Source organism: Bradyrhizobium sp. OAE829 (genome assembly GCF_040546575.1).
GTDB lineage: Bacteria > Pseudomonadota > Alphaproteobacteria > Rhizobiales > Xanthobacteraceae > Bradyrhizobium.
Genome location: NZ_JBEPOE010000001.1, coordinates 4,973,389 through 4,996,053, shown reverse-complemented (window position 1 = coordinate 4,996,053; position 22,665 = coordinate 4,973,389). Strand labels below are relative to the sequence as shown.

The window sequence follows — 22,665 nt, the reverse complement described above, 5'->3', positions numbered from 1 at the left end:
TCTCGGTCACTGACGTCGCACAGCTCGGAGCATTGGGCCCGGCCGGGCAGCAACTAGCAACCGCAGCACAGCGGCTAGAGCAAGCCAAGTAATTCATCGAAGCCAGCCTAATTCACTAACAACACCTCGCCGACACGGTCGATGTCATAGCCCGCAAGTTCTTTCGCATGCTCGCGGAACGCCGCCGACCGCAGGAAGCCGAACAGACGCTGCGGCCCGGGCAGGAAATAGTCGCGCTGCCGCAGCACCAGATCGAAATTCTCCCACGTCAGCGGCAGGAATTCGAGGGCGGCGGCGAGCGCGACCGACCTTGTTGCGATCCCGCAATCGGCGCGGCCGGAGCGCACCGCCTGCGCGACGTCGGTTCCGGTCGGGCAAGCCGGCTTCAACAAGCGCAGATCATGCGCTGCAAGGCCGGCGCGGGCCAGCAAGGCGAGCAACAGCAATTGCGCGCCGGCGCCGAGCGGACGCTGCGCCATCCGCGCGCCGGACCGCGCGACCGAAGCGATGTCGCTCAGCCCGAGCGGATTGCCTGGGGCGACCAGAATGCCTTGCTCGCGCCGTGCAAACGCAATCACGACGGCATCGTGCAACCCCGGCGCGCCGGCAACGGTTGCGATATTGACCTGCTCGTCGTCTTCGTGGGCATGCAGATGGATCGCCGCGGCCATCACCTCGCCGCGCGCCAGCCGCCGTAATCCTTCTTCGCTGCCTTCCGGCAGGCTCGCGAGACCGCAGCGGCTCTCGCGCAGCGCCCATTCCAGCAGGGGATCATGACTGCCACCAACGATCGGGGGAGCTGCGACATGGGTGAGCGCCGCCGGCGCGATCAGGCCGGCCGTCACCCAGCGGTCAAGCGCCGCGCGCGGAAACAGCCATCGGCCGGTCACCTTGGTGCACGGCACCGCGCCTTGCGCGACCAGCTCGTAGAGCTTGCGCTCGGACAGCCGCAGGTACGTCGCGGCCTCGTCGGTGGTCAGTAAATCTGCCATGGCAAGCACAGATATGCATAAATATGAATAGATTACGAAGTTTGACCATAACCGCGGCTTCTGCACAAGATGCGCAGAGGGATGGATTTCGATGCCGGGCGATGTTTCTGCGCTTCAACTGGTGCTGACCGGTGACCCAGCGCTGCTGGCTATCGTGCGGCTGTCGCTCATCGTCAGCCTTTCCGCGGTCGTCCTTGCCGCCCTGATCGGAATCCCCTTCGGCGCAGCGCTGGCGCTGATCCAGTTTCCCGGCCGTCAGGCCGTCATCATCGTGCTCAACGCGCTGATGGGCCTGCCGCCGGTGGTGGTCGGGCTGGCGGTTTTCCTGGCGCTGTCGCGTGCGGGTCCGCTCGGCTCATGGGGCCTGCTGTTCACGCCGAAGGCGATGATCATCGCGCAGACGGTGCTCGTGGCCCCGATCATCGCAGCCCTCACGCGCCAGACCATCGAAGATCTGTGGCTCGAATACCGCGACGAACTCACCGCGATGAATGTCGGCCCGGTCGGCCGGGTAGCGACGCTGATCTGGGACGCGCGCTTCAGTCTCGTCACCGCATTGCTTGCCGGGTTTGGCCGGGCAGCGGCCGAGGTTGGCGCCATCATCATTGTCGGCGGCAATATCGACGGCTTCACCCGCACCATGACGACCGCAATCGCGCTGGAAACGTCCAAGGGCGACCTGCCGCTGGCCGTCGGGCTCGGCATGGTGCTGATCGTAATCGTGATCGCGGTCAACGCGCTGGCCTGGACCGCCCGCCGCGCGGGCGAGCGAATGGCGGGGTGACCATGCGCGCGCCAGTTTCCGATCTGCCGATCAGGTTCGAGAACGTCACCGTCGCCGCCGGGACGGTGACGATCCTCGACGGCATCGGCCTCACGCTGAACCCGGGAACGCCGACCATTTTGATCGGGCCAAACGGCTCAGGGAAAAGCACGCTGCTGCGCACGGCGATGGGACTGGTGCGGCCATCACAGGGGCGCGTGACGTGGGGAGGACGGGAAGATGTCCCGCCAACGCGGCGCGCCATCGTGCTGCAGCGCCCGGCCATGCTGCGGCGTAGCGCAAGCGCCAATATCCGCTATGCCTTGCGTGCGTCTGATGTCGCGCGGACGGAACAGCAAAGCCGTATCGATGAGCTGCTGGCGCTGGTCGGGCTCGGACAATTGGCGGATCGTCCCGCGCGCCGGCTATCAGGCGGCGAACAGCAGCGCCTTGCGCTGGCGCGCGCGCTCGCCCGCGATCCCGCCATCCTTTTTCTGGACGAGCCGACCGCGAGCCTCGATCCCGCCGCCACCAAGGCGATCGAGGACATCGTCCACGCAGTGAGCCAGCGCGGCATCAAGATCGTCATGGCGACTCATGACCTCGGCGAGGCCAGGCGGCTGGCGGGCGACATCGTCATGCTTCACCGCGGCCGCGTGATCGAAACCGGTCCGGCGGCAGCGTTCTTCAACACACCACAAACCGGCGAAGCGAGAACGTTCATCGCCGGCGAACTGCTCGTTTGACTGATCTTTGGGAGGACATGAGATGCTTACTCGCCGCTTGCTGATGGCGATCGCCGCCAGCGCTGTTTTTGCGACCACCGCCTTTGCGCAGGACAAATCGATCCTGGTGGCGTCGACCACCTCGACGCAGGATTCCGGCCTGTTCGGCCACCTGCTGCCGATGTTCAAGGCCAAGACGGGTATCGACGTGAAAGTGGTTGCACAGGGCACCGGCCAGGCGATCGATACCGGCCGCCGCGGCGACGCCGACGTGCTGTTCGTCCACGCCAAGGCGGCGGAGGAAAAATTCCTCAGCGAAGGCTTTGGCGTCAAGCGTTACCCTGTCATGTACAACGACTTCGTCCTGGTCGGCCCGAAAAACGATCCTGCAGGCATCAAGGATTCAAAGGACATCGTCGCCGCGTTCAAGGCGCTCAAGGACAAGGGCATCGACTTCATTTCGCGCGGCGACAAGTCCGGCACGCACCAGGCCGAGCTCAATCTCTGGAAGGTCGCCGGCATCGACATCGTGACGGACAAGGGCCCCTGGTACAAGGAGATCGGCCAGGGCATGGGCGCCGCGCTCAACACCGCGGCGGCTTCAAACGCCTATGTGCTGACCGATCGCGCCACCTGGCTTTCGTTCAAGAACAAGGGCGAACTCGTCATCGAGGTCGAAGGCGACAAGCGGCTGTTCAACCAGTATGGCGTCATGCTGGTGAATCCGGCGAAGCATCCGAACGTCAAGAAGGAATTCGGCCAGCAGTTCATCGACTGGCTGGTCTCAACCGAAGGCCAGAAGGCGATCGCCGACTTCAAGATCAACGGCGAGCAGCTGTTCTATCCCAATGCCAGCGATCCGGGCGCCTGATGCGCATTCGCCTTTTTGCAAGCCTTGCGGTTCTCACGTTGATGTCAGCACCAGCCATCGCGGAAGATCAGGTGCTGCTTCATGCAGCCGGCAGCCTACGCGGCGCGCTAAGCGACGTTGCGGCCAGCTTCGAGGCCGCAACCGGGACCAAGGTGAAGGCAAAGTTCGGTGCATCGGGTTTGCTGAAGGACGAGATCGCCGGCGGCGCCAAGGCTGAAGTGTTCGCTTCCGCCAACATGGAACACCCGCGCGCATTGGCTCTCGCCAAACGCAGCGGCCCGGTGGTGCTGTTCGCGCGCAACAAGCTGTGCGCGCTGGTGAAGCCGGGTCTCGCAGTCGAACCCGCGACGCTGCTCGACCGGATGCTCGACGCCGGGATCAAGCTTGGCACCTCGACGCCGCGCGCCGATCCGTCAGGCGACTATGCCTGGGAGGTGTTTCGCAAGGCCGACAAGATCAAACCCGGCGCCTACGCCCTGCTCGACAAGAAAGCCCTGCAGCTCACCGGTGGGCCGACCAGCCCCCCGGCACCTCCGGACCGCTCGATCTATGGCAATTTGCTCGCACAGGGCGCCGCCGACATCTTCCTGACCTATTGCACCGGCGCGCTGGCGGCGCAGAAGGAAAATCCGGCGCAGCAGATCGTCGGCCTTCCCGACGCGCTGGCGGTCGGCGCCGATTACGGACTGACCGTGATCAACGACGCGTCGGCGCCTGCCTACAAATTCGCGCTGTTCTTTCTTTCGGCCGAGGGCCAGCAACTGCTCGCCAAGCACGGGTTTGCCGCGCCGGGCGCGGCGCCGTAGGGATGGATTGAACATGCGCCGCATCGCTCTGCTCGGCATCACGTTCCTTGCTATGCTCACACAAGCGAGCGCGGCCAACGACGGCTGCGAAAAATTCGCATGGTCGCTCGCGCGCGCGGACATGGTTTGCGGCATCCGACAAGGTGAGCGTCGTGTCCGGCGCAACGCTCGCCGCATTTCCGAAGGCAGCCATTGCAATTAGTCTGCGGCCGGCCGGTGAGGCCGTATTCGAAATGCCGTCGGAGCGAACGCCGCGGATCGAACGATGGTTTGGCGGCTCCGTTCGATTTCCGGCGACTGAGCGGCCAGGCATCTATCAGGTGACCCCTTCGGAGGACGCGTGGATCGATATCATTCAGGACGGACGCTATGCACGCTCCGTCGGCAGCACCGGGCGAAGTGATTGCCCGGAATTGCGGAAGAGCCTGCGCCTGGAGCTTGGCGCCACCCCGTTTACACTGCAGGACAGCGGCGTCCCATCGGATGCGATCGTCATCGCAATCAGCCCGAGCGAATAGTTTTCTGCGCGGCGATATCGAGGCCTCGACCAAACGCCTGCCGCACAACAGACTTTGCCCGATTAGCCGCCAGCTTCGCCATCAGCGGAAACCTCGCGGCCGGCCCTGTCCCTGCCGCGAAGGTGAAGCCTGTCGCCGTCAAACGACAGGGTCCACTTCTGTAGCTCGTCCATTCCCACCGCCTGCCGCTCAATCTCAAACGTGGAGCCGTTCAACCACTTCCCCTTGGTCGCAAATACGCCGCCGACGATCGAGTCTGCCTTGCGATACAGACCATCAAGTCCAATCGGACCGATAAACCGGCGTGACGGCTGGCTCGGATCGGATGCGTATAACTCGAGGTCGTAGTGCGGGCTTGGATGAGCGAGGATCAGCGATATCGATTTGACGTTCAGCGCATTGGCCGAAAACTTGTAGGTACGTCCCGAGACCGCGGCTGCGGTCCCCGGCGTTTCGCCAGTTTCCGTCGCCTTCTCGGTCGATATCTCGCGAATCTTGTCCGCGAGCCGATTCGAGGCGGTGGAATCCGGGGGCAATGCCGTTTCGGATTTGACGGCGCCAGAAATCAGATCAGCCAGCCTGCCTAACGGACAAAAATCCCTGGCGGTGGTCACCGCGACGATATCAAGCCGGGGCAAAACCATGATGAGCTGGCAATGGTATCCGTTCGCCATGTAGACGTGCTTGTCGGGAAGCGCCCAGAACAAATTGGAATACCGCAGATCCGGCGCTCTCGGCATATTCATGTTCACGGTGGCGTGGCTCACCTTGTCGATCCAGCCGGGTGGAAGCAGCGATTTGTCCTCCCACTGGCCGTTGCGCAAATACAGATAGCCGATCTTCGCCATGTCGCGCGGCAGCAAGGCCAGACCGTATCCGCCGGTCGAGTTACCCTGGGGATCACGCCACCAGTTCGAGACGGTGATCCCGAGCGGCCCGAACAGCTTGGCCTTCGCATAGTCCGCGGCGCTCATGCCGGTGAGCTTGGTGATGATGCCGGACAACAGGTGCGTGCCGCCGCTGTTGTAGTTGAAGGCCTCTCCCGGCGCGCTCGACATCGGACGATCAAGGATGAATTTGATCCAGTCCCGCTGGCGGCTCATTTCGATGACCGAATCCGGACGCCCGTCCAGCGGCTCCTTCCAGTCGACTCCGGAAGTCATATCCAACAGGTGCTGAACCGTGATGGCTTTCTTTCTGTCGTCGGCATCTGCGACGCTGCGATCGCCAAAGAAATCCAGCACCGGATGATCGAAGCTATCAAGCAGACCATCCTTGTTGGCAATCGCCGCCAGCGTCCCGACGACCGCTTTGGTCGAAGAGTTTATCCGGTGCGGAATGTCGGCCGTATATGGCGCGTAATAGGCGTCCAGCACGATGCGTCCACGCCGAACCAGCAACAGGCTGTCGAGGCTGCGGGTTTTCCCGAAATCGAGCAGGTCGGCGAGCGCCATCGAATCCATGCCCTGCTCTTCCGGCGTGGATGTTTGCCATTGCCGGGTTGGCCAGACCGACGCTGCTCCGCCTTGCGCAAATGCGGCATCGCTGGAGATCGAAGCGGCCAGAGCGAGCATGCCGAGCGTGGCCCTTGAGACGGCAGATCGTATGTTTGGCATGAACGCTTCGCCAGTTGATTGCAGGCTCAATCATTTGCGACCAGGGATCGGAATGTCAATCACAGCTGCGCACCGCAACCGAGGTCGACACCGGAGCTACATTCGTCAGCCGGTTACCCACCTTGCCGATCTGCGGAAGAATGCCTATGACCGGACGGTCAGTGTTCCCCTAGGCGGAAGACCAAATGGACCGCATCGACGCGATGAAAGTCTTTGTCTCCGCCGTCGACGAGGGCAGCCTCGCCGGTGCGGGCCGGCGCCTGCGCCGGTCACCGGCCGCCGTGAGCCGCGCGATCGCCTTCCTCGAGAACCATGTCGGGGCTGAACTGCTTCATCGCACCACGCGGTCGCTGAAGCTGAGCGAGGCCGGCGAGCGCTATGTCGTTGCCTGCCGCCGCGTTCTCGTCGAACTCGAGGAGGCCGATCTCGTAGCCGGCAGCGAACGCTCGGCGCCACGCGGCACGCTGACCCTGACCGCGCCCATCATCACCGGTGAAGATATTCTGCGCTCGATCCTCGAAGCCTTCATGAACGAATATCAGGCGGTGTCGGCGCGGCTCGTTCTGCTCGACCGGCCGGTGAACCTGATCGACGAGGGCATCGACGTCGCGCTCCGCATCGCGCATCTCGCCGATTCGAATTTCGTCGCAGTGCGTGTCGGCGAAGTCCGCCGCGTGATCGCGGCGTCTCCGGGATATCTGGCGCGGCATCCCGTCATCCGCGAACCGGCTGATCTGGCAAAGCACCGGATTGTCGCCATGACCCATTTCGGGCTGAATTCCTGGAGCTTCCCGCCGCTGAACGGATCCTCCGTTCCACGGGTGGTCCAGTTCGCGCCGCGGCTGGTCGTCAACACGGTTCGCGCGGCGATCGCCTCGGTGACGGAAGGGCACGGGGTCACGCGGCTGTTTTCCTATCACATCGCCGACGAAATCCGAGACGGCCGGCTGCAACTGCTGCTCGGCAAGGACGAACACCCGCCGCTGCCGGTTCATTTGCTGGCGCCGCAGGGACGTCTGTCGGTGCCGAAGGTGCGCGCCTTTGTCGATTTCGCCGCGCCGCGCCTGAAGCGGTATTTCACCCGGCTCTCGAACGAGGCCGACAAGAACGCCAGCGCCATTCGTTCGCGCAGCGGAAGAGTGCCTTCCGAATAACGGGCATTCGCACCGAAACCCGGAAGAATTAGCCTGATCTCCATCGGCGCCACACGGCCCGACGGCAAACCTGCCGCGTCACAGAGATCAGGAGGCTACCATGGGTAAGGAACAGAAAGTCGTCATCATCACCGGCGCGTCGCAAGGCATTGGCGCGGATCTGGTGAAGGGATATCGCGACCGCAACTACCGCGTCGTCGCCAATTCCCGTTCGATCAAGCCGTCCAGCGATCCGGATATTCTGGCTGTTGCCGGCGACGTTTCCGACCCGGCGACCGCGCAGAAAATCGTGTCGCAGGCGCTCGAGCGGTTCGGCCGCATCGATTCCCTGGTCAACAATGCCGGCATTTTCGTCGCCAAGCCGTTCACCAGCTATACCGCCGAGGATTTCGCGTCGGTGGTTGCGACCAATGTTGGAAGCTTCTTCCATCTGACAAAACTCGCCGCGGCCGAGATGCTGAAGCAGGGTTCGGGTCACATCGTGCAGATCACGACCAGCCTGGTCGATCACGCCAACAGCAACGTTCCCTCGGTGCTGGCCTCGCTGACCAAGGGTGGACTGAACGCCGCCACCAAATCATTGGCGATCGAGTACGCAAAGCGGGGCATCCGCGTCAACGCCATCTCCCCGGGTGTCATCAAGACCCCGATGCACAAACCTGAAACGCACGAATTCCTGGCCAATCTGCATCCGGTCGGGCGCATGGGCGAAGCCAAGGACATCGTCGACGCCGTGCTGTTCCTGGAAGGCGCCGCCTTCGTCACCGGCGAGATCCTGCATGTCGATGGCGGCCAGAGCGCCGGTCACTGACAGCCATTCGGAACAACGCCAGCAAGGACAATGAACATGCCCATCGTCACCATCCAGATCACCCGCGAAGGCACCGAAGGCGGTGCCGACGCGGCCACACGGGAAGAAAAGGCCGCACTGATCAAGGGCGTCAGCCAGTTGCTGCTCGACGTGCTGAAGAAGCCCTTGGAGTCGACCTTCGTCGTCATCGACGAAGTCGACACCGGCAACTGGGGTTGGGGCGGGCTTCCCGTGCTCGACTACCGAAACAAGCGTGCGCGCGAGCGCGCGGCCTCCGCAGGCTAGCGGGAGGGATGTTCGATACCGTCGTCAGCGATGGCCCGTGTGGTAATTGGCGGCTGAAAGCGACCGCCAACTGAGGCGGCCCTAACGGCCGCCACCACTGCCCGGCGGGCGGGCGATACGACCACCGCCGCCCATTCGGTCGCTCGTGTTCGATTTGCTGCTTTTGACGGTGGTCCGGTCTCGCGGCCGAGGATTTCATTGTCCGATACTTTGCTCTTCGTCGGGTTCCCGACAATGTAAATTCCGATCCCGCGCGACTGCGCATGGCCCGCGGTTGCGGTGAACATCATTGCGCCGCAGACCAGAGAGAGCGCGCCGCCGCACACAGCGGGCCGATAAAACGGATGGTCATGAAATTCCCTCCCGGCGGCACGGGCGCCGGTAATGGCTCCGAGGCCACGACCGTAGAGGGTTGCAGCGCTAATGACAGAGCAATCTTGCGCAATGCTGAGGAATCAACCTGCCAAGGGCGTGCAGTGGCGTTTGCGCCATAGTACCGTTGAAGTCCTGCAGGGAACGCTCGATACCGATCGCGAGCACGGTCTTTCTCGCGATGCGCGTGCTCCACACCGGGCGACAGGATCGCAGGGTAAACGCACGCGCGCGGCCCTCATATGACAATTCGATTGATGTCGAAGCATTGATGTCGCGATCCCTGTTATGATGATTGCAGTCGCCGGATCGAACCGGCGCTGCATTCACAGGAGAACAACATGGCAGCAATCGACAACGCCAACCAAAGCCTGGTCGTCACCGCGTTCTGGGAGGTCAATCCCGGCGAGGAAGCGGCGGTCGCTAGTCTACTGAAAGATTTTCTGCCGCAGGCGCAGCGCGAGCCCGGCGTGAAAGAATTCCAGATCCATCAGAACCTGGCCGAGCCGCGGAAATACTTCTTCTATGAGGTGTTCGCGGGCGAAGCAGCATTCGCCGATCATCAGCAAACGCCGCACTTCAAGAACATCATCGTCGGTCAGGCGATTCCAAAACTTGCGAAGCGCGAACGGTCGCAGTTCCGCTTCATCTAGCAACCGCGAAGGAACTACGCTCCCTCTCCCGCTTGCGGGGGAGGGTTGGGGTGGGGGTCTATCCACGAATCATCGTTTCGAGAGAGCCCCCACCCGCCGCGCTTCGTGCGTCGACCTCCCCCGCAAGCGGGAGAGGTGCAGCGAGCCAGCCGCCGGACCGATTCAACTTATCTGCTAGTTTGAGGCCGGCGCGTCGCTGCCTGCTTCGGCGGCGCGCCGCTTCAGTAACTCCTGCTCGCGCTTGTTGCCGGCGAGACTGGCAGCGGCCTCGAACGCGGCGCGCGCTTCATCGAAGCGGCCAAGCTTGTGCAGGAGATCGCCGCGAACGCTTCCCAGTAGATGATAGGTCTTCAGCGCGGGCTCGTGCGCGAGACGGTCCACGATCGCAAGCGCCGCTGCCGGTCCCTCCGCCATGCCGACCGCAACGGCGCGGTTGAGTTCGATGATGGGCGAGCGCACCAACGCGGCCAATTCCGCGTAGAGTTCTGCAATGCGCGGCCAGGGTGTCTCATCGGGCGCCGACGCTTGAGCGTGACAGGCGATGATCGCCGCCTGTAACGCGTAGAAGCCGCCGGCGCCGCCGAGTTCGTGCACCCGCGCCAGTGCCGACATGCCGCGGCGGATCTGGAGCTGGTCCCACAGCCCGCGGTTCTGGTCCATCAGCAGGATCGGATCGCCGGCTTGATCGGTGCGCGCGGCGATGCGCGAGGCATTTAGCTCCATCAGCGCCAGCAGGCCGTGCGCCTCGGATTCCTGCGGCGCGATCGAGGTCAGCACGCGCCCCATCCGCAGCGCGTCATTGCAGAGCTGCGGCCGCAGCCATTCGTCGCCGCGAGCCGCCGTATAGCCTTCGTTGAAGATGAGGTAGACGACCTCGAGCACGGAAGCGAGCCGTTCGGAAAGCTCCTCGCCGCGCGGGGTCTCGTAAGCGAGCCCGGATTCCGACAAAGTCCGCTTCGCCCGCACGATCCTTTGAGCAATGGTCGCCTCCGGCAGCAGGAAGGCGCGCGCGATCTCGTCCGTGGTCAGGCCGCAGATCATACGCAGCGCCAGCGCGGCGCGGGCCTCACGCGACAGGCGGGGATGGCACGCGGTGAAGATCAGCCGCAGCAATTCATCGCCGATATCGTCGTCGAGCGCGCTGTCGAAATCGGGCATGGCCTGCTGTTCCTGCTCCATGTCCCGCGCCACGATCTCGTGCTTGCGGGTGAGCATCTGGCGGCGGCGCAGATGATCCAGCGCCCGCCGCTTGGCGATCGCTATCAGCCAGGCGCCGGGCTTTTCCGGAACGCCCGTCACCGGCCAATGCTCGATGGCCGCCAGCAGCGCTTCCTGCGTCAGGTCCTCGGCCAGCGGTACGTCGCGCAGCATCCGCGACAGGCTGGTGAGCAGCCGCGGCTGCTCGATGCGCCAGACCGCGACGACGGTGCGATGGATGTCGGCGGCGGTCATCGCCGCCGACGGTGCGTGCATGGTGAGGGCCTCAAGAGGCGGCCCGCGCACTGACCGAGCAGGCCGCCTCCCAATCCGCCGTCACAAAAGCGCGGACTTCGCACGTGCCCTCCCAACCCGGCATGTAGTCGCGGTGGACCTGCATGAACTCGACCGCCTTCTCGATCGCCTCCTGCTTGTCGCGGAGTTCGAAGATCGCATAGCCGCCGATCACCTCCTTGGCTTCCACGAACGGCCCGTCCACGACACCAAGCCTGCCGTCCGTGATCCGCACTTGCGCGCCCAATGTGCGAGGTTGTAGCGCACCGCTGGTTACCATGCGGCCGGCCTTGATTTCGCGTTCGGCAAGCTTGTGCACGGCCGCCATCAATTCCGGCGTCGGCGGTGTGGGGTGGACAGGCGTAACGATGTACATGAAGCGCATGTGAAGAACTCCCTTGTGAACTAGCCACCGCTGTTCCTGGTTAGCGGCGGCCGGGATGGCGAACGGCGACGATCAGGAACACTCGCCCGGCGCGCCGTCGAAGAACGCGCGAATCTCGCACGTCCCTTCCCAGCCCGGCATGTGATCGACGTGGAGCTGCATGAATTCCTTCGCCAGCGCCACCGCCTCTTCCTTGCTGCGCAGTTCTGATATCGCGTAGCCGCCGATCACTTCCTTGGCCTCCACGAACGGGCCATCGACGACACTGAGCTTGCCGTCGGTGATGCGCACCTGCGCGCCCATCGCGAGCGGCATCAACCCGCCGGTGTCCAGCATGCGGCCGGCCTTGATTTCCCTGTCGGCGAGCTTGTTCATCGCCTCCATCATTGCTGCCGGCGGCTCGGCAGGCGGATGGGACGACATGACGATCGACATGAAGCGCATGAAAAACTCCTGTTTGAGGCGAGCCGCAGGCACCCAGCCCGCGGAACTGTCCCGCTATTTGAGACGACGAACGGGATTGCCGGGAATCGACAGGGATTTTGAGAATTTTTCGAGAGGGCCAATGGACGCGGCAATCCGGGATCAGCGCCGTCTCGGCAACAATACCGGCCTTAACCGGCGCAAAACAGCCGGTTTCGATCCGCGCCGCCGCGCAAATAGGTCGTCAACGCCAATGTTTCCGCTTCGGTCAAATCCTGGCGCAAGGAGACGCCGGGGAATTCCCGCGCCATCATGGCCTTTGCCGCCTCGGGCTGCTCGCCCTTGACCAGCACGGTGAGATATCTTGCAACCGCCCTGACCTCGCGCCGCTCCTGAACGGTCCTGGGCTGCGGCAGCTTCGCCGGCGATCCGGCCATCAGGTCCTCGAGCGCGACCCCGGCAAGCCGGCGCTGGGCGGGATCGGGATCATCGACCGTTGGGCGACCCGCGTAGGTCAGTGCGGTCAAATAATAGTGCGCGGCCGCGATGTAGTCGCGGATCGCGGGCAGCATCGGCTTGTCATTGCGCAGCGGCATCAACCTGACGTCTCCGCCGGTGGCGGAAGCGAGATAGCAGCGCCAATGCTGCAGGGCGGAGAGGTTGGACACCATGATGCCCGCGCGCAGCCGGCGCAATTTCTCGGGCGCTATCTTGACGAAGGCACGTGGCTCCTCGCCTGCGGCCCGACGCAACAAAAGCATACCGTCGTCGACATCCACCCGACCCTCGGCCATCCAGGCACTTGTTGCGCTCACGCTGCGCGCGCGGATGATCGAATCGCCACGCGGCGAGTCAATTCGGTTCGCCGCTGTGCTGATATCGCTGAGCAGGAGTTTGTTGCCGGACTCAAAAGTCTGTCCTGTGCCGGTGGCGCGGGTCGAACCTGAAAGCGCGAGCCGTCCGGTGGCAATCAGCGGAGCATCGCTGCAGAGGTTTTCCTTGGCGCAATAGCCGGGATCGATACCGTAGAATCCCATCATGCGGTTCTCGAACCGCCCGTCACTCTCGATGATGAGAAGCTCCTCCATCGGCACGATGGTGCCGTCCCGCCACAGCGGCGGAAAGGCGACGTTGTCCACCGCGATCCACCAGGCCGCAAGGTGGGACGGAACCGATGACTGCGCCGAAGCCGATCCAGCGGCCGTCAAAACCAGGAAAGTAAGGGGCGCAATCAGCATGCGCCTGACATAGCGGAAGAGCGACATGACCGTTTCCTGCGGTTCCCGGCCCGCCGCGGTTCAGCTTCCACACGATTGGACCGCGTACGCGGGACCTGGCGACACCAATTGGTGATCGCTGTGGCTTAGTGGTTCGAAGAAAGGCGGCGACAGCCGAAAGGTTCCACCGGACCCTCCTGTCGCCGGGGCCGGCGCGGATGGTGCCTACTGCCCCCGGATCATGATCAGGGGATCGGCGCTGTCAGGCACCCGCCGCCATTGCGCATTGTCGTCGGCCTCGAACTGCCAGGTCTGGCCGCTGGCCGACATCAATATCATCCGGCCGTGATCGAGCCGCCACTGGTTGGGCGCGAACGCGGCCACCGCAGGATCGCAGCGCGGCTTCAAAAATACCTGGAAATTATCGCCTGTCGCCTCGGTGTTGGTGAGCGTCAGGCCGCAGATCGCCTTGCCATTGCCGCGCACCATCGACCAGTCGCCGATCATCTGGTCCATCGATTTGGCGAGCGAGCGGGCGGCTGCGAGATTCTGCAGGATGTAGACGCCTTCGCCGGTCCGCAGCCCTTCGAAAATGCCGCTCTCGACCTCGGTGAAATCGATCACCGGCTGGCCGGCGGCATCCTGCATCCGCACGATGTCGCCGAGGCCCTTGATACTCCAGGCGGTGATATCCTTGGTGAAGGGCAGCGCCGCCGCACAGCTCGGCTCAAGTTCGAGCTTCAGGCCTTGCGATGTCGCATCGGATTTGAGCGTCACGACGCAGGTCTTGCTGCGCTCGGTGGTCGCAAGCTCCCACTGGCCGACCATGTCTTTCTGCAGGCTCGGAGCCGCCTGCGACCACGCGGGCGATCCAGGAACAAGCAGAGCGGCGAGCAGCGCTGATAGCACCGCAACCGCGACACCTGGGCGGCAGGAGCCTTTTCCGTTTCGATTAAATCGAAACGGGGCTCTGGATTCTTTATTTTGACGCGTTTTCTTGACGCGAACCGGGACCACTTCGCTGGAAAACGCTCTGACTTGCATCAGCGCCCCTTCACCGGTGTTTCCGGTACCGGCGTCAGCGGTGCCTTGCCGGCAAACCAGTTCTTGATGTTATCGACCACGAGCTGATCCATCGCATTGCGCGTTACCACCGAGGCTGAGCCGATATGTGGCAGCAGCACGACATTTTGCATCGCCTTCAGTTCATCCGGCACGCTCGGCTCCTTGGCGAACACGTCGAGGCCCGCGGCCAGGATCGTCCCCGACTTCAGCGCCGCGACCAGCGCCTCTTCGTCGACCACGGAACCGCGCGCGACGTTGATCAGCACGCCGCGCGGACCGAGCGCCTTGAGGACGTCGGCGTTGATCATCTTCGCAGTAGAGGCGCCGCCGGGCACGATCACGATCAGCGTATCGACCGCCTTCGCCATCTCCATCAGGTCGCCATAGTGCTTGTAAGAGACGACCGATGACGGATTGCGCGAATGATAGGAGACCGGCACCAGCGAAGCCTCCAGCCGGCGGCCGATCGCCTGGCCGATGCGACCCATGCCGACGATGCCGACCTTGCGGTCGCGCAGCGAGCCGACGCTGAGCGGATAATTCTGCGTCTGCCACAGGCCCGAACGCAGATAGCGATCAGCCTTGACGAATTCGCGCAGGGTCGAGATCAACAGCCCCATCGCAACGTCGGCGACCTCTTCGGTCAGCACGTCGGGCGTGTTGGTGACCACCACATTGTGTTCACGCGAATAGTTGCAGTCGACGTGGTCGTAGCCGACGCCGAAGCTGGCGATGATTTCGAGCTTGGGAAAATGCGACAACGCCTTGGCGTCGGCCGGCACCGAATGATAGGTCACCGCCATGCCGCGGGTCCTGGCCAGCACGTCGGGCGTCAGCCGTTCGAGATCCGCCCGGCTCTCCGCCTTGTGCAGTACATATTGATCGGAGAAGCCGTTTTCGAGGATCGGCCTGATTGGCCCATAGACCAGCAAATCGATCTTTTCGGACGAAATATTCCCGGCAGCCATCAGTTTTCCTTTCGAAGCGCGCTTTCATGCCAGCGCCGCAGTACCAGATGCGAAATTAGCGCCAGCAGGCCATAGATGACAATCCCGGCGACGGAGAGCAACAGCAGAGCGGCGAACATTCGGGGAATGTTGAGACGGTAGCCGGACTCGGCAATACGGAACGCAAGGCCCGAGCCTGCGCCCGCCGTGCCAGCCGCGATTTCGGCGACCACTGCGCCAATCAGGGATAGTCCGCCTGCGATCCGCAATCCACCGAGAATATAGGGCAATGCTGCTGGCAATTTCAGGTACCGCAGCGTCTGCAGCCGCGACGCGCCATAGAGACTGAACAGGCCGGCCAGATTGCGGTCGACCGAATTTAGCCCGAGCGTGGTGTTGGACAGCACCGGAAAGAAGGCGACGATCCAGGCGCAAACGATCACCGCGGTCTGTTGCTGCAGATAGATCAGCAGCAATGGTGCGATCGCGATCACAGGCGTGACCTGCAGGATCACCGCGTAGGGAAACAGCGAATATTCCAGCCATTTCGATTGATTGAACAACAGCGCCAGCGCGACGCCGCCGATGGCGGCGGCGATGAAGCCTTCCAGCGTGGTCAGCAAGGTGACGCCGAGGGATTCCGACAGCACCGGCCAGTCCGCGACCAGCGTCTGGAACACCGCTGATGGCCCAGGCAGCACATAGGGCTGGATGTCGTTGACACGCACCACCAGTTCCCACAACGCGATGCCGGCGGCGAGCACCACGACGGGTAGCAAAAAGCGAACAAAATCCCGTGAAGAACTCATGCGCTTGTTTGCCCCGAATAGGAAGGCACCAGCGCTTGAGAGACCTCGCGGCAATACGCGGCATAGCTGGCCGACATCCGGAAGTCCTCGACCCGCGGCTCCGGCGTGTCGATACGAAATTCGGCGCTGACGCGCCCGGGCCGTGACGACATCACGACCACGCGCTGCGACAGATACACCGACTCGAACACCGAATGGGTGACGAAGATGACCGTCATATTCAGCTTGCGCCACAGCTCCAGCAGATCGTTGTTGAGACGGAAGCGCGTGATTTCGTCGAGTGCGGCGAACGGCTCATCCATCAACAGGATATCCGGACGGGTGACCAGCGCCCGCGCCAGCGATACCCGCATCTTCATGCCGCCGGACAATTCGCGCGGGTATGCAGCGGCGAACTCCGACAGGGCCACCTGCGCCAGCGCCTCATTGATCCGCCTGTCCGCTTCCGTCGCCGGCATGCCGGCAAGCTTCAGCGGCAGCCGGACATTGTCCTGCACGCTGGCCCACGGCATCAGGGTCGGCTCCTGAAACACAAAGCCGATGGCATGACCCGCGCGGGTTTCGTTCGCGCGGCGGGAAACGCCGACCACACCTGAACTCGGCGTGGTCAGTCCCGCAATCAGCCGCAAGGCGGTGGATTTGCCGCATCCGGAGGGGCCGAGCAAGGAGACGAATTCGCCACGCCTGACGTCGAGGTCGAGCGGTCCAAGCGCGGCCACGCCGTTGTCATAGACCTTGGTGACGGCACCAAGGCGCACCGCCATCGCATCGGCTTCAGACAAAGCGGGACCGGCCATCACGCCTAGTTCTTCGGCCGCAGATTGAGGCCGACGCCCTTGTTGATGAAGCGCAGCGTATAGGCCTGGCGGTAGTCGATATCGCGGCGAACCACGCCGGCGCGCACCATCTTGTCGAAGAAGCTGGCGACGCGCGCATCGGTCATGGCGCCGATGCCGTCCTTCAAGGTGTCGCCGGAATCGACGATGCCGTATTCCTTCATCTTGGCCGTGGAATATTTCAGCAATTCATCGGTCATCTCAGGATTGAGCTTCTTGATCATGGCATTGCCCGGCGTGTTGTCGCCGTAGAGATAATTGTACCAGCCGATCATGGACGCATCGACGAAGCGCTGCACCAGGTCGGGCTTCTTGTCGACGATCTCGGTGCGGGTCTCGATCAGGGTCGAATAGGCGTTGAAGCCGTAATCGGCCAGCAGCACGACGTTCGGCTTGAAGCCTGCGGCTTTTTCGACCGCGTACGGCTCGGAGGTGACATATCCCTGCATCGCGCTTTGCTTGTTCACGATGAAAGGCTGCGAATTGAAGGTGTAAGGTTTGACCTTGCTCTCGCTGAACCCATACTCGGACTTCAGCCACTGGAAATAGCTCGTGATGCCTTCCTTCGACACCAGCAGGGTCAGCGGTTTGAGATCCTCCAGTTTGCCGATCTTGAATTCCGGGTGGGTCAGGAAGACCTGCGGATCCTTCTGGAAGATGGCGGCGACCGCCACCAGCGGCACCTTGTTGGTGACCGCATCGAAGGATTGCAGCGTGTTCGCGCTCATGAAGAAGTCGAGCTTGCCGGCGATCAGCAGCATACGGTTGTTGCTGTTGGGGCCGCCCGGCACGATGGTGACGTCAAGCCCGTAATTCTTGTAGGTGCCGTCGGCGACCGCCTGGAAGAAGCCGCCATGCTCGGCTTCCGCGACCCAGTTGGTTCCAAACGAGACCTTGTCGAGGGTCTGCCCGCGCGCTGGCGCCAGCACGGCCACCAGCGCCAACAGGGCTGCGGTTAACGTTCGCGGCAAAAAGGCCGGGTTCATGGTTGGACTCCGTCGATCATTCTGGCCCATGATAAGGAGGGTGTGGACGTGGATCACGCCCCCAAGGAGGGAGATATCGTCCCTGGTTGACTAACAAACTACCCTGCAAATCCATTCAAAGAAACGCTTGGCTCGATGACTTCGCCTGTTCCGCCCCGCAACTGGACCGACATCCACTGGCCCGATATCGCAGCCAGCGGCCCCGAGCGCTGGATCGCGGTGCTGCCGCTGGCGGCAACCGAACAGCACGGCCCGCATTTGCCTCTCGGCACCGACGTCATGATCGGCGAGGCCTATCTGGCGCGGGTCGGCGAGTTGCTGCCGGCGAGCGTTCCGGTCACGTTCCTGCCGCTGCAGCCGGTTGGGATTTCCACCGAACATATCGACTATCCGGGCACGCTGACGCTACCCACTGAGGTCGCGCTGAAGAGCTGGATGGCGCTCGGCGAAAGCGTCGCGCGCGCCGGCGTCAAAAAGCTCGTGATGGTGACGAGCCATGGGGGCAACAGCGCGGCGATGACGATGGTCGCGCAGGATCTTCGCGCACAGCATGGACTGCTCGTGGTCACCACCAGCTGGTCGCGCTTCGGCGTCCCGGATGGACTGTTCCCGGCGGAAGAACTGCGCCACGGCATCCATGGCGGCGCGGTCGAAACCTCGATCATGCTGGCGCGATATCCGCACACCGTGCGCCAGGACGCGATCATCGATTTTCGCCCGAGCAGCATCGCGATGGAAAAGGATCACCGCTGGCTGTCGGCGCATCGGCCCGTACCATTCGCCTGGCAGGCGCAGGACCTGCACGGCAGCGGCGCCGTCGGCGACGCTACCCAGGCCTCCGCCGAAAAGGGCGAAAAGCTGCTCGATCACGGCGCCCGCGCGTTCTGCGAGTTGCTTGAAGATGTCGATAAATTCGACGTGAAGAGGCTGGCGAGTGGCCCGGATTATATCCTCTAAGCGACTGTATTGACTGCCGAATAATCTCCGATCCGGATTCCCCAAACTTCGTTCGAACCGGAATCGGGATGGCACCGTCCAACTGGATGCGGACCACGATGACCGCCTTAAGGCTGCTCTCTTGGTTCCCTGTCCGGCATGGCGCCTCATCCACCCTGTGCCGAACCCGACCCGCCCGGCTGTCCCCCCGGGCGGGTCACTTTTTTTGAGCCAACCATCCCACCGCTGTTGCAAAACTGTCATGTAGCAATGCCATCCAAGGCGGACTCCATCGCCATATTGTTGCGAATTAATTGCAACTGGGATGGGGTGTATGGTGCGTTTTTCCGACCTGGCTTTGAGCGGACGAATCGGGAAGAAGCCGACCGGGGGCGGCGGGGTTGATGACTTCATTTCTTGGGTGGCGGCGGGCGTTCAAATCTGCAGTGATGGTGCCAGACCGCACCCCGCTACGCGCGGGAACAGGCCGCATCATGGGTTCGTACCGCCAATCCCTGCAGCATGTTTTGGCTGGCGCCGCCGTCGGTGCCATGACGCTCGCCAGCCCCGTCCTGGCGGCCGATATGTCGCTCAAGGCGCCTGCGCTCAAGGCCGTCTATCACTGGACCGGGCTCTATGTGGGCGGTCATGTCGGTTACGGCGCCGGCAGCCTCGGCCCGGGCACCAACACCGAGCCCTTGCAGGGCGTGTTCTTCCCCCACAGCGTGACGGGACTGACCGGCGGCTACCAAGCCGGCTACGTCAGGCAGCTGGCCAACAAGGTCGTGCTCGGTGTGGAGGCCGACATATCGTTCGGCAGCCCGGTGGACATTCCGCGGCTCGCGCCGGCTCCGTTCAACAGCACCATCGATTACATCGCAACCGCGCGCGGCCGGGTCGGCTACGCGATGGGAACGTGGATGCCTTACGTCACGGGCGGCCTCGCGTGGGGAAGCACCCACGTCAACCTCAATGACCTCGGAGCAATCATCCCGCCGAAGCGGTACCTCACGCATGTCGGCTGGACCGCCGGGCTGGGCATCGAGGTGGCCGTCGGCGGCAACTGGACCGCCAAGGCCGAATACAATTACGTCGATCTGGCGCGCCGGACCTATGACCTGACCGACGTCGGATTGCCGCGCGTCAACGTCGATCCCAACGTTCACTTGTTCAAGCTCGGACTGAATTACCGGCTGTGGGAGACACCGCCTTGGGCGGGGCCCACACCGGTCGATGGACGCACCGCGCTTGCCGAGCCGAAAAACTGGAACGTGCACGGGCAGACCACGGTCATCGCGCAAGCCTATCCGCGCATGCGCTCGCCCTATGAGGGCACCAACAGTCTACCGGGCGGCGGCCAGGGCCGACAAACATGGACTGCGGATGTGTTTCTCGGCTGGCGGCTGTGGCAGGGCGGCGAGTTCTATTTCAACCCCGAACTGGCGCAGGGTTTTGGCCTCAACAGCACGCTGGGACTTGCCGGCTTCCCCAACGGTGAAGCCCAGAAAGGTGGCGCGCCCTATCCGAAATATCGCCCGCAGCGCTACGTGTTTCGCCAGACCTTCGGCCTCGGCGGCGAGCAGGAAGATGTCGCCGACGGTCCGATGCAACTCGCGGGCAAGCGCGACATCGACCGCGTCACGGTCACGGTCGGACGTTTTGCGGTTGGCGACTATTTCGACGGCAATTCCTACGCCAAGGATCCCCGCGTCGACTTCATGAACTGGGCGATGTGGTCGTCCGCGGCTTACGACTTCCCTGCCGACCTGCCCGGCTTCACCCGCGGCGCGGTGGTCGAACTCAACCGCAAGGACTGGGCGCTCCGGGCCGGCCTGTTCCAGGTCCCCAACGCGCCCAACAGCGACGTCCTCGTGTTCAAGTCCGGCGGTGCCGTAGTGGAATTCGAGGAACGTCACACGATCTTCGATCAGCCCGGCAAGCTCAGGCTCGGCATTTTCGGCAATCGCGGCAACACCGGCAGCTACCGAAACGCGCTGGGGATGGCAGCGGCGGACCCAACGCTCGACATCAACGACGTCATCGTCGGCATCCGGCGTGAAAACACCAAGTACGGATTCTACATCAACGCCGAACAGCAGATCATCAGGGACGTCGGCCTGTTCGCCCGAGCGAGCTGGAACGACGGGCGCAACGAAATCCTGTCGTTCACCGATGTGGATCGCAGCGTCTCCGCCGGCTTGTCGGTCAAGGGCAGTTATTGGGGCCGGCCGAGCGATACGTTCGGCATCGGCGGCGCCGTCAACGGATTGTCATCTGACCATCGCGACTTCCTGGCGGCGGGCGGCCTCGGCCTCCTGATCGGCGACGGCCGGCTCAACTACCGCAATGAAAGTATCTTCGAGACCTACTACGCGTTCGCGATCGACAAGACCTTCACCTTCACCGCCGACTATCAGTTGATCGCAAACCCCGCCTATAATGGCGACCGTGGCCCGGTCTCGATCTTCTCGGGCCGTTTGCACGGCGAGTTCTGAGCCTCGACGTCAGAAAACTCGGCATCGCGCCATCACGCCTGCTCGTCGGCGGCCCCATCGTCGATACGTGTCGCCAATGTCTTGTCGATACGCCGGCCATCGAGATCGACGATCTCGAAGCGCCAACCCTGCGCCTCGACCTGCTCACCGACAGTCGGAATTGCGCCGAACTGCTGGAGCAGGAAACCGGCCATGGTCTGATACTGCCGCGACGACGGCAGGGTGATCTGGAGCAAATTCGCAAATTCGACCGCCGGCATCCAGCCCGAGATCAGATACGAGCCGTCGTCCCGCTTCACCACGGCCGCTTCGGGCGGCCCCTCTTCGGTATGGAAGCCGCCGACGATCGATTCGAGAATGTCGGCACTGGTTACGACGCCCTGGAAGACGCCGTATTCGTCATGCACCAGCCCCATATGCACGGGGGAGTCACGTAGCACCGCGACGACGTCCCTCGCATCGAGGAATTCGGGAATGATCGGGGCATCCCGGACCAGCTTGCGAATATCAGGTGCCTCTCCCGACAAATAGCTGTCCAGCATGTCCTTGGCTTGGACAATGCCGAGCGCCGCATCCGGATCCCCGTCGAACACCACAAAACGGGAATGGTTGCGACCGGCGAGCGCCGCGAAAATGACATCAGGCGGATCGGCCAGATTGATCATGCTGACTTCGGGGCGGGGTGTCATGACGGCGCCGACCGGAAGATCGCCAAGCCGCATGACGCCCGCGATCATTTCCTTTTCGCCGGGCTCGAGCACACCGGCATTCTCGGCCTCGACCACCAATGTGCGGATTTCGTCTTCGCTGACCTTGTCTTCGGCTTCACCGCGGTGGCCGAGCAGCCACAACAGCCCCTTGCCGGAGCGATCCAACAGCCACACCAGGGGTGACGAAATCTTCGAGAGCAGCATCATGTAGGGCGCCACGCGCACCGCCACCGATTCCGGGTCGCGCAAGGCGATTTGCTTGGGCACCAGTTCGCCAATGATGAGTGAGGCGTAGGTGATGACACTCACCACGACGCCGACGCCGATCGCGTCAGCCAGGCCTTTCGACAATCCGGATTCGACCAGCAGGTTGGTCAGGCGCTGGCCCAGCGTGGCGCCGGAAATCGCACCTGAGAGCACGCCGATCAGCGTGATCCCGATCTGGACCGTCGACAGGAACTTGCCGGGATCAGAAGCCAGCGCGAGTGCACGGCGGGAACCCGTGACGTTCTTTTCGACCAGCGCGGCGAGCCGTGCTGGCCGCGACGAGACAATGGCAAGTTCCGACATTGAAAGCAGGCCATTGGTGATGATCAGGACCGTTACGATCCCGAGTTCCAGATAAAGCATTGTCTCCCTTTTTACGGGTGGTCATTCCAAGATGGAGAGAGGCTTTATCAGAGCAGCGGCCCTGCGGCGAGTTATCTGTCGTCCCGAAGCCAATCTCCGTCGTCGTCCCTGCGAACGCAGGGACCCATAACCACAGGCGGTTGTTGCTGAAGGGAGGTGTGTTTAGCTC

At 63.1% G+C, this 22,665-nt stretch carries 24 protein-coding genes; 12 read left to right on the top strand and 12 right to left on the bottom strand.

The window, feature by feature from the left end; all coding sequences use genetic code 11:
- Positions 1 to 107: 107 nt before the first annotated feature.
- Positions 108 to 992, bottom strand: coding sequence for a substrate-binding domain-containing protein (locus ABIE49_RS24070; protein ID WP_192739238.1), 885 nt, complete (start codon positions 990 to 992; stop codon positions 108 to 110).
- Between the two features lie 91 nt (positions 993 to 1,083).
- On the opposite strand from ABIE49_RS24070, the gene ABIE49_RS24065 reads away from it, so the two are divergent.
- The 6 genes from ABIE49_RS24065 to ABIE49_RS24040 are packed head-to-tail and all read left to right on the top strand — an operon-like array spanning position 1,084 to position 4,675.
- Positions 1,084 to 1,776 carry an ABC transporter permease gene (locus ABIE49_RS24065; protein WP_192739239.1) on the top strand — a complete coding sequence of 231 codons (693 nt, stop codon included), beginning with the start codon at positions 1,084 to 1,086 and terminating at the stop codon, positions 1,774 to 1,776.
- A 2-nt stretch (positions 1,777 to 1,778) separates the two neighbouring features.
- A complete protein-coding gene (locus ABIE49_RS24060) occupies positions 1,779 to 2,501 on the top strand; it encodes an ABC transporter ATP-binding protein (protein ID WP_192739240.1) in 723 nt (240 codons plus the stop codon).
- 22 nt (positions 2,502 to 2,523) lie between these two features.
- Positions 2,524 to 3,351 carry an extracellular solute-binding protein gene (locus ABIE49_RS24055; protein ID WP_192739241.1) on the top strand — a complete coding sequence of 276 codons (828 nt, stop codon included), beginning with the start codon at positions 2,524 to 2,526 and terminating at the stop codon, positions 3,349 to 3,351.
- Positions 3,351 to 4,157, top strand: coding sequence for a molybdate ABC transporter substrate-binding protein (locus ABIE49_RS24050; protein ID WP_192739242.1), 807 nt, complete (start codon positions 3,351 to 3,353; stop codon positions 4,155 to 4,157). Before ABIE49_RS24055 ends, ABIE49_RS24050 begins: the two co-directional genes overlap by 1 nt.
- 13 nt (positions 4,158 to 4,170) lie before the next feature.
- Positions 4,171 to 4,359, top strand: coding sequence for a hypothetical protein (locus ABIE49_RS24045; protein WP_192739243.1), 189 nt, complete (start codon positions 4,171 to 4,173; stop codon positions 4,357 to 4,359).
- Entirely contained in the window at positions 4,310 to 4,675 is a 366-nt protein-coding gene (locus tag ABIE49_RS24040) for a hypothetical protein (RefSeq protein WP_192739244.1), read from the top strand. Before ABIE49_RS24045 ends, ABIE49_RS24040 begins: the two co-directional genes overlap by 50 nt.
- Positions 4,676 to 4,737: 62 nt before the next feature.
- Here the strand turns inward: ABIE49_RS24040 and ABIE49_RS24035 are convergent, their stop codons facing one another.
- Positions 4,738 to 6,291, bottom strand: coding sequence for a serine hydrolase domain-containing protein (locus ABIE49_RS24035; RefSeq protein WP_192739245.1), 1,554 nt, complete (start codon positions 6,289 to 6,291; stop codon positions 4,738 to 4,740).
- Between the two features lie 185 nt (positions 6,292 to 6,476).
- Between ABIE49_RS24035 and ABIE49_RS24030 the strand changes: the two genes are divergently transcribed.
- The 4 genes from ABIE49_RS24030 (at position 6,477) to ABIE49_RS24015 (ending at position 9,566) form a co-directional block, all read left to right on the top strand.
- Complete coding sequence (locus tag ABIE49_RS24030; RefSeq protein ID WP_192739246.1) at positions 6,477 to 7,445, top strand: LysR family transcriptional regulator; 969 nt, start codon at positions 6,477 to 6,479, stop codon at positions 7,443 to 7,445.
- 100 nt (positions 7,446 to 7,545) lie between these two features.
- Positions 7,546 to 8,256 carry an SDR family NAD(P)-dependent oxidoreductase gene (locus ABIE49_RS24025; protein WP_192739247.1) on the top strand — a complete coding sequence of 237 codons (711 nt, stop codon included), beginning with the start codon at positions 7,546 to 7,548 and terminating at the stop codon, positions 8,254 to 8,256.
- Positions 8,257 to 8,292: 36 nt separating this feature from the next.
- Positions 8,293 to 8,541, top strand: a complete 249-nt coding sequence (locus ABIE49_RS24020) for a tautomerase family protein (protein ID WP_192739248.1) — start codon at positions 8,293 to 8,295, stop codon at positions 8,539 to 8,541.
- 713 nt (positions 8,542 to 9,254) lie between these two features.
- The gene (locus ABIE49_RS24015; protein ID WP_192739249.1) at positions 9,255 to 9,566 is read left to right on the top strand and encodes a putative quinol monooxygenase; all 312 of its coding nucleotides are present in this window, start codon (positions 9,255 to 9,257) and stop codon (positions 9,564 to 9,566) included.
- 174 nt (positions 9,567 to 9,740) lie between these two features.
- Here the strand turns inward: ABIE49_RS24015 and ABIE49_RS24010 are convergent, their stop codons facing one another.
- The 9 genes from ABIE49_RS24010 to ABIE49_RS23970 form a co-directional block, all read right to left on the bottom strand.
- Positions 9,741 to 11,018 (bottom strand): RNA polymerase sigma factor, encoded by a 1,278-nt coding sequence (locus tag ABIE49_RS24010; RefSeq protein WP_192739305.1) that lies wholly within the window; start codon positions 11,016 to 11,018, stop codon positions 9,741 to 9,743.
- Positions 11,019 to 11,049: 31 nt separating this feature from the next.
- Positions 11,050 to 11,442, bottom strand: a complete 393-nt coding sequence (locus tag ABIE49_RS24005) for a YciI family protein (protein ID WP_192739250.1) — start codon at positions 11,440 to 11,442, stop codon at positions 11,050 to 11,052.
- Positions 11,443 to 11,514: 72 nt separating this feature from the next.
- Entirely contained in the window at positions 11,515 to 11,886 is a 372-nt protein-coding gene (locus ABIE49_RS24000; protein ID WP_192739251.1) for a YciI family protein, read from the bottom strand.
- A 170-nt stretch (positions 11,887 to 12,056) separates the two neighbouring features.
- A complete protein-coding gene (locus ABIE49_RS23995; RefSeq protein WP_192739252.1) occupies positions 12,057 to 13,130 on the bottom strand; it encodes a hypothetical protein in 1,074 nt (357 codons plus the stop codon).
- A 177-nt stretch (positions 13,131 to 13,307) separates the two neighbouring features.
- A complete protein-coding gene (locus tag ABIE49_RS23990) occupies positions 13,308 to 13,979 on the bottom strand; it encodes an AprI/Inh family metalloprotease inhibitor (RefSeq protein WP_354067590.1) in 672 nt (223 codons plus the stop codon).
- Between the two features lie 146 nt (positions 13,980 to 14,125).
- A complete protein-coding gene (locus tag ABIE49_RS23985) occupies positions 14,126 to 15,115 on the bottom strand; it encodes a 2-hydroxyacid dehydrogenase (protein ID WP_192739254.1) in 990 nt (329 codons plus the stop codon).
- On the bottom strand, positions 15,115 to 15,903 hold the full coding sequence (locus ABIE49_RS23980) for an ABC transporter permease (protein ID WP_192739255.1): 789 nt from the start codon (positions 15,901 to 15,903) through the stop codon (positions 15,115 to 15,117). Before ABIE49_RS23980 ends, ABIE49_RS23985 begins: the two co-directional genes overlap by 1 nt.
- A complete protein-coding gene (locus tag ABIE49_RS23975; RefSeq protein ID WP_192739256.1) occupies positions 15,900 to 16,700 on the bottom strand; it encodes an ABC transporter ATP-binding protein in 801 nt (266 codons plus the stop codon). The genes ABIE49_RS23980 and ABIE49_RS23975 overlap by 4 nt, the downstream gene beginning before the upstream one ends.
- A 5-nt stretch (positions 16,701 to 16,705) precedes the next feature.
- Positions 16,706 to 17,725, bottom strand: coding sequence for an ABC transporter substrate-binding protein (locus tag ABIE49_RS23970; RefSeq protein WP_192739257.1), 1,020 nt, complete (start codon positions 17,723 to 17,725; stop codon positions 16,706 to 16,708).
- Positions 17,726 to 17,860: 135 nt separating this feature from the next.
- Between ABIE49_RS23970 and ABIE49_RS23965 the strand changes: the two genes are divergently transcribed.
- Together ABIE49_RS23965 and ABIE49_RS23960 are read left to right on the top strand one after the other, a co-directional pair.
- A complete protein-coding gene (locus ABIE49_RS23965) occupies positions 17,861 to 18,682 on the top strand; it encodes a creatininase family protein (RefSeq protein WP_192739258.1) in 822 nt (273 codons plus the stop codon).
- 473 nt (positions 18,683 to 19,155) lie between these two features.
- Positions 19,156 to 21,156: a carbohydrate porin gene (locus tag ABIE49_RS23960; RefSeq protein WP_192739306.1), complete on the top strand. Its 2,001-nt coding sequence runs from the start codon at positions 19,156 to 19,158 to the stop codon at positions 21,154 to 21,156.
- A 32-nt stretch (positions 21,157 to 21,188) separates the two neighbouring features.
- Here ABIE49_RS23960 and ABIE49_RS23955 read toward each other — a convergent pair whose 3' ends face one another.
- Positions 21,189 to 22,496, bottom strand: coding sequence for a hemolysin family protein (locus ABIE49_RS23955; RefSeq protein ID WP_192739259.1), 1,308 nt, complete (start codon positions 22,494 to 22,496; stop codon positions 21,189 to 21,191).
- Positions 22,497 to 22,665 lie beyond the last annotated feature (169 nt).

Bases quoted from the DNA above. Each gene is read 5' to 3' on its own strand.
- ABIE49_RS24070 (WP_192739238.1), bottom strand. From the start codon at position 992: ATGGCAGATTTACTGACCACCGACGAGGCCGCGACGTACCTGCGGCTG.
- ABIE49_RS24065 (WP_192739239.1), top strand. From the start codon at position 1,084: ATGCCGGGCGATGTTTCTGCGCTTCAACTGGTGCTGACCGGTGACCCA.
- ABIE49_RS24060 (WP_192739240.1), top strand. From the start codon at position 1,779: ATGCGCGCGCCAGTTTCCGATCTGCCGATCAGGTTCGAGAACGTCACC.
- ABIE49_RS24055 (WP_192739241.1), top strand. From the start codon at position 2,524: ATGCTTACTCGCCGCTTGCTGATGGCGATCGCCGCCAGCGCTGTTTTT.
- ABIE49_RS24050 (WP_192739242.1), top strand. From the start codon at position 3,351: ATGCGCATTCGCCTTTTTGCAAGCCTTGCGGTTCTCACGTTGATGTCA.
- ABIE49_RS24045 (WP_192739243.1), top strand. From the start codon at position 4,171: ATGCGCCGCATCGCTCTGCTCGGCATCACGTTCCTTGCTATGCTCACA.
- ABIE49_RS24035 (WP_192739245.1), bottom strand. From the start codon at position 6,291: ATGCCAAACATACGATCTGCCGTCTCAAGGGCCACGCTCGGCATGCTC.
- ABIE49_RS24030 (WP_192739246.1), top strand. From the start codon at position 6,477: ATGGACCGCATCGACGCGATGAAAGTCTTTGTCTCCGCCGTCGACGAG.
- ABIE49_RS24025 (WP_192739247.1), top strand. From the start codon at position 7,546: ATGGGTAAGGAACAGAAAGTCGTCATCATCACCGGCGCGTCGCAAGGC.
- ABIE49_RS24020 (WP_192739248.1), top strand. From the start codon at position 8,293: ATGCCCATCGTCACCATCCAGATCACCCGCGAAGGCACCGAAGGCGGT.
- ABIE49_RS24015 (WP_192739249.1), top strand. From the start codon at position 9,255: ATGGCAGCAATCGACAACGCCAACCAAAGCCTGGTCGTCACCGCGTTC.
- ABIE49_RS24010 (WP_192739305.1), bottom strand. From the start codon at position 11,018: ATGACCGCCGCCGACATCCATCGCACCGTCGTCGCGGTCTGGCGCATC.
- ABIE49_RS24005 (WP_192739250.1), bottom strand. From the start codon at position 11,442: ATGCGCTTCATGTACATCGTTACGCCTGTCCACCCCACACCGCCGACG.
- ABIE49_RS24000 (WP_192739251.1), bottom strand. From the start codon at position 11,886: ATGCGCTTCATGTCGATCGTCATGTCGTCCCATCCGCCTGCCGAGCCG.
- ABIE49_RS23995 (WP_192739252.1), bottom strand. From the start codon at position 13,130: ATGTCGCTCTTCCGCTATGTCAGGCGCATGCTGATTGCGCCCCTTACT.
- ABIE49_RS23985 (WP_192739254.1), bottom strand. From the start codon at position 15,115: ATGGCTGCCGGGAATATTTCGTCCGAAAAGATCGATTTGCTGGTCTAT.
- ABIE49_RS23980 (WP_192739255.1), bottom strand. From the start codon at position 15,903: ATGAGTTCTTCACGGGATTTTGTTCGCTTTTTGCTACCCGTCGTGGTG.
- ABIE49_RS23975 (WP_192739256.1), bottom strand. From the start codon at position 16,700: ATGGCCGGTCCCGCTTTGTCTGAAGCCGATGCGATGGCGGTGCGCCTT.
- ABIE49_RS23970 (WP_192739257.1), bottom strand. From the start codon at position 17,725: ATGAACCCGGCCTTTTTGCCGCGAACGTTAACCGCAGCCCTGTTGGCG.
- ABIE49_RS23965 (WP_192739258.1), top strand. From the start codon at position 17,861: ATGACTTCGCCTGTTCCGCCCCGCAACTGGACCGACATCCACTGGCCC.
- ABIE49_RS23960 (WP_192739306.1), top strand. From the start codon at position 19,156: ATGGGTTCGTACCGCCAATCCCTGCAGCATGTTTTGGCTGGCGCCGCC.
- ABIE49_RS23955 (WP_192739259.1), bottom strand. From the start codon at position 22,496: ATGCTTTATCTGGAACTCGGGATCGTAACGGTCCTGATCATCACCAAT.